Source organism: Aquabacterium sp., assembly GCF_004297345.1.
In the GTDB taxonomy this organism is placed as follows: domain Bacteria; phylum Pseudomonadota; class Gammaproteobacteria; order Burkholderiales; family Burkholderiaceae_C; genus Aquabacterium.
In genome coordinates, this window is record NZ_SCTN01000456.1 from 1 (window position 1) to 4691 (window position 4691).

The 4691-nt window shown below is 58.0% G+C and carries 5 protein-coding genes; 4 read left to right on the forward strand and 1 reads right to left on the reverse strand.

All coding sequences use genetic code 11. The features are described from left to right. Both EPO09_RS17650 and EPO09_RS17655 read left to right on the forward strand, forming a co-directional pair. Positions 1-1407, forward strand: a 1407-nt coding sequence (locus EPO09_RS17650) for a putative porin (protein WP_290645049.1), incomplete at its 5' end; no start/stop codon positions are given. A gap of 11 nt (positions 1408-1418) precedes the next feature. Beyond that, positions 1419-2102, forward strand: coding sequence for a hypothetical protein (locus EPO09_RS17655; RefSeq protein ID WP_290645055.1), 684 nt, complete (start codon positions 1419-1421; stop codon positions 2100-2102). An 82-nt stretch (positions 2103-2184) separates the two neighbouring features. Here the strand turns inward: EPO09_RS17655 and EPO09_RS17660 are convergent, their stop codons facing one another. Then, positions 2185-3444, reverse strand: coding sequence for a glycosyltransferase WbuB (locus tag EPO09_RS17660; protein ID WP_290645057.1), 1260 nt, complete (start codon positions 3442-3444; stop codon positions 2185-2187). Between the two features lie 336 nt (positions 3445-3780). Here EPO09_RS17660 and EPO09_RS17665 point away from each other — a divergent pair, with 336 nt between their 5' ends. Together EPO09_RS17665 and EPO09_RS17670 are read left to right on the forward strand one after the other, a co-directional pair. Further along, on the forward strand, positions 3781-4221 hold the full coding sequence (locus tag EPO09_RS17665; RefSeq protein ID WP_367200086.1) for a putative colanic acid biosynthesis acetyltransferase: 441 nt from the start codon (positions 3781-3783) through the stop codon (positions 4219-4221). Continuing rightward, the coding region (locus EPO09_RS17670) for a glycosyltransferase family 2 protein (RefSeq protein ID WP_290645058.1) at positions 4214-4691 on the forward strand (478 nt) is incomplete at its 3' end. The genes EPO09_RS17665 and EPO09_RS17670, both read left to right, overlap by 8 nt.

A 4691-nucleotide genomic window follows, 5' to 3' on the forward strand; every position in this document is an offset into this window, starting at 1 on the left:
GTTCGTGTGCCCTATGTGCCCGAATCCGTGAAGAACGAAATGCGTGAGCAGATCAAGCAGGAGGTGCTGGCGCAGGCTCACGAAGAGCGCTGGGGCGATCCTGGCGCCCTGCCTGCCTGGATGCGCAGCATCAGTGTGGAAGGCGATCTGCGTGTGCGCTATCAGCATGATCTGTTCGACCGCAGCAACAACTCTGAGGTAGACGCACAGGGCGGTTTCCTGGGGCAAGCGACCAATTCATTGGCATGGGCGCCAGATCTGAGCAACTCTACGCATGACCGCGATCGCATGAACCTGCGTGCGCGATTCGGCATCAAGTCCAAACTGAATGACGATTTCTCTGCCGGTATCCGTTTGAGCACAGGCAACGGCGACAGCCCCACTGCGGTATCTCAGACTCAGGGCAATTACTTCAACAAGTACAGCACCTACTTTGACCAGGCCTATATCAAGTACAACCACGAAGGCGAGACATCGGCCGTTGCGGGGCGCTTTGCCAACCCCTTCGTGGGGACGGACCTGACCTGGCCTGACGATATCAACTTCGATGGGCTTGCCGTCAGCTACAAGCCTGCGCTGGGTGCTGGCCACGCCGCCTTCCTGACCATGGGCGCGTTCCCTCTGCAGGAGTTTGAAACATCGCGAGCTGACAAGTGGTTGTATGGTGCACAAGTCGGGGCTTCATTGAACATTGCGCCCAATGTGCAGTTCAGGGCGGGCCTGTCCTACTATGACTTCCACGGTGTGGAAGGTGTGTCCGATACGAATATCGGTTCCTCTAGCTCATCGTTTGATATCCGTCCCAACTTGTCGACACAGTATCCGAGCAAGGTACGGCAAAAGGGCAATACGCTCTTCAGGATTAATAACAACGGCGTCGAAGACAACGGTCAGAACTCTATCTGGGGTCTGGCTTCCAAGTTCCGACCTGTGGACCTGTCTGCTGAAGTCACCTTCCTGCACTTCTTCCCTGTGACCGTCAAGGCTTCGCTGGACTTCATCAAGAACATTGGTTTCCAAGAGGACGATATCCATGCGCGTGCTGGTTCTGTGTTGAATAGCTACACCGTTGCCAAGAAAACCAATGCAGTGCAAGCCAAGGTGGCCGTGGGTGTGGACCGCATCGATCGAGCAGGTCAGTGGCAATCCTTCCTGGCTTATCGCCGTTTTGAGCGTGATGCCTGGTTGGACGCTTTCACAGATACCACCTGGCATTTGGGCGGCACGAATTACCAAGGGTGGAGCATTGGTGGACAGTACGGCATTGCCCCCCGCACGTCGCTGGGCCTGAGGTGGACCAGCACCCGCAATTTGAGCGACGCCACGCTGTATGGCTCCGCCCCCGGCTACAGCGATGCGATCCTGAAGATCGATGTGCTGCAGCTTGAGCTGAACACCCGCTTCTGATGGAGTTGATCATGCCCATTCATCATCATGGTGCGCAAGCACGTCGTCTGATCAGCCTCACGACCCTGACCCTGGCCACCCTCATGGCTGTGAGCGTAGGGGCCCATGCCGAAGACAAAGGCAATCGAGAGCGTGAGGCATTGCGCCGTGCGCAGCAGACCTTGCGTCAAACTCAGGAAGAGCGCGATGCCTTGGCCAGCGAAAAAGCCAATCTCGCGCAAGCCAAGGACAAGGCCGAGAGCGAGTTGAAGCAGACCGGTTCACGTATCCGAACGGTTGAAGCGCAGGCGCGTGGCACCAAGGCCAGACTGGATCAGGTTGAAGCGAACTTGAAAGCCAAGGATGAAGCCTTGCAAGCTGCAGAGCAGCGTGAACAGGCTTTGCAGGCAGAGTTGCAGAAGACTCAGTTGGCGCTCAAGGAGCAGACTCGCACCGCAGCATCCGTGAGCGGTTTGCTGGCGGAGACCAGCAAGGAGAACGAAGGACTGAAGGCGCAGAACAAATCTCTCTATGGCATTGGCCTGAATCTTGTGGAGGTGGTACGAACCCAGTCACCGGCGGCCTGGTTGCGTGCGCATGATTCCTTGCTGGGTTTCAAGGGCGTTGAAGCCGAAAATCTGGCTGAAAAGTTCAGAACCATGCTCGACGATGCACGCTACAACACGCCGACCTTGACGGCAACTGCCGCACCTTGACGTGCGTCTACGCAGCGCTGACAGCATGAAAAAAAAGGGGTAGCAAACGCTACCCCTTTTCTGTTGTGAGCCAACTCACGATTCAGTTGGCTTCGTTTTCCGTATAGACGCCAACCGTGGCGGGGAGTCGGGCTACTTCGAACTGGCTCATCCAGCGGGTCAGGATGCTGTCTTTGCCGAAGCTGTGTTCGGCATATGTGCGCGCATGGGTGCCCAATTCCTGGCGGCGTTCAGGGGCATCTGCCAGCACCTGCACAGCCTGTGCCAGTGAGCTGATGCAGCCGGGGCGCGCAATGACGCCGCAATGCGTCAGCACATTGGCCAGTTCAGTATGCGCATGGCAGGTGGCCACAACAGGCCGCCCGCTTGAGAGCATGCCCGTCAACTTGGAAGGCAGTACCAAGTCTTCGGCCTCGGCGCTTTGTGTGAGCAGGTGGATGTCGGCCATGCCCAGCAACTCGCTCAAATGCTCTTTGGGTTGAAGAGGGAGCAGCCGGACGTTGGGCAGGCCATCGCAGGCGGCCTCGATGGCAGGCCTCATCACGCCGTCACCGCAGATGACAAAGACGATGTCCTTGCGATGTGCCAGCAAGCGGGCCGCAGCGGGGATGGCCGGCAGATCCTGCTTGCTGCCCCAGGTGCCCGAGAACATGGCTACGATTTGATCAGGCTTGATGCCCAGTTGCTCTCGGTAACTGCTGGGTTTGTCCAGCGGATTCACACCGGCTGTGTCCACCCAGTTCGGAAACAATTCGATGGCATCGGGTGTGACACCTTTGCTGCGAAGTTTCTCAACCATCTTGCTGGAGATCGTTGATACCTTGTCGAAGCGACGCAGCAGATGGCGCTCGCACCACAGCGTGGCGTTCTTGAGGAAGCGGCCTTTGAGCATGCTCATCTGAAAGGCCACGTCCACTTCGAAATCCTGCACATGCAGCCATGCGGTGGCGCCGCACAGCCTGGCTGTCAGCCACCCCATTGGCGCGCAAGCCAGCGCAGGTGCCACGGTCAACACGACATCAGGGCTCCAGGTCAGTTGACGCAGCATCACGGGCATCGAGCTGATGGCGAAACTCAGTGTGTGCAAAATGCGCTTGATGCCATTGGGCTGAGACGGCACCCACAGCGGTGCGCGCCACACATCGACGTTCTGGATGCGCTCACGGCGGTACAGCGGCCAGCGGTAGCCTTTGGCGATCTGCCAGTTTGGATAGTAAGGCGGTGCAGCAACCACCCTCACATCGTGACCTTGTGCGGACAGCCACTCGGCCATCTCGCCAGAGTACTTGCCTATGCCGGTTGGTTCCGGGGCGTAGTTTGCGCTGTAGATCAGGATTTTCATCGGTGGCCTCTTGGCTACGGATGATTCAAAAAGCGTGTAACGCCACCAAGTCGGGGGGGATAGTCCGAATGGCGAAGGTGTGGCTGTGATGTGCCAATGCCTCGCGCACAGCCAAAGGTACTCAATATGAGCCGAACGGCTCATGTGTGGACATGCCTGCGTTAAGCCTGCGCGGCACCATCTGTGCCTTGAGTTGAATGTCAAAGCAGGAGCTTGTTTGTGATTCTTCAGGGCACAGATTCCCGTGCAGGCCCATCGTTTTCTTTGCGCAATCGCGTAGCGCGTGCTGTGTGGGGCGTGGTGTGGGCCCTGTTGTTCCGACCCTCCCTGAGGCCAATGCACGCCTGGAGAGTGAGTCTGCTGCGCTTGTTTGGCGCGCGCATTGGCCAGCAAGTGCACATACACGCTTCGTGCCATGTCTGGGCACCCTGGCAACTGGAGATCGCTGACAGGGTCGGCATTGGCGAGCGCGTGATCATCTACAACATGGGGTCATTGCGCATCGGCCGGGAAGCCGTCATTTCTCAGGGCGCACATCTGTGTGGTGGCACCCACGATTACAACGATCCCTCGTTTCAGTTGATGGCAGCAGACATCCACATCGGAGATCAGGCCTGGGTTTGCACGGAAGCCTTCATCGGCCCCGGGGTGACCGTGCCGCGCGGCTGTGTGGTGGGCGCACGTGCTGTGTTGATGCGAACACCGCTGGACGGCGAGTGGGGTGTTTTTGCTGGTAACCCGGCAAATAAGATCAAGACGCGGAGGGCGCATGGCTGATAGTTCCATCAACGTATCGGTGTTGATTCTGACCAAGAACGAGCGGGCCGATCTTCCGGGGTGTCTGCGCAGCATCGCCTGGTGCGACGACGTTCACGTTTACGACTCAGGCAGTACGGACGATACGGTGGAGATTGCGCAGAGCATGGGTGCCCATGTCACGCAACGAACCTATGCCAATGTCGATGCGCCTTTTGGCGGAGATGAATCCGCGCACAGGAATTGGGGCCTGCGTCACATTCCCTTCAAACACGAGTGGGTGTTGACGCTGGATGCCGACGAGCGTTCAACAGATGGGCTGGTGAAGGCCTTGCGCAAGCTCTCGCAACACAGAAACGACTGCGTGGCTTATCGCATTCTGCGCAAGGACTACTTTCTGGGAACGTGGATCAGGCATGTGACGGTCACGCCCTATCACGTGCGCGTCTTCAAGCCTGCTTTCGTATCTTATGAACGTGTGATCAATCCAG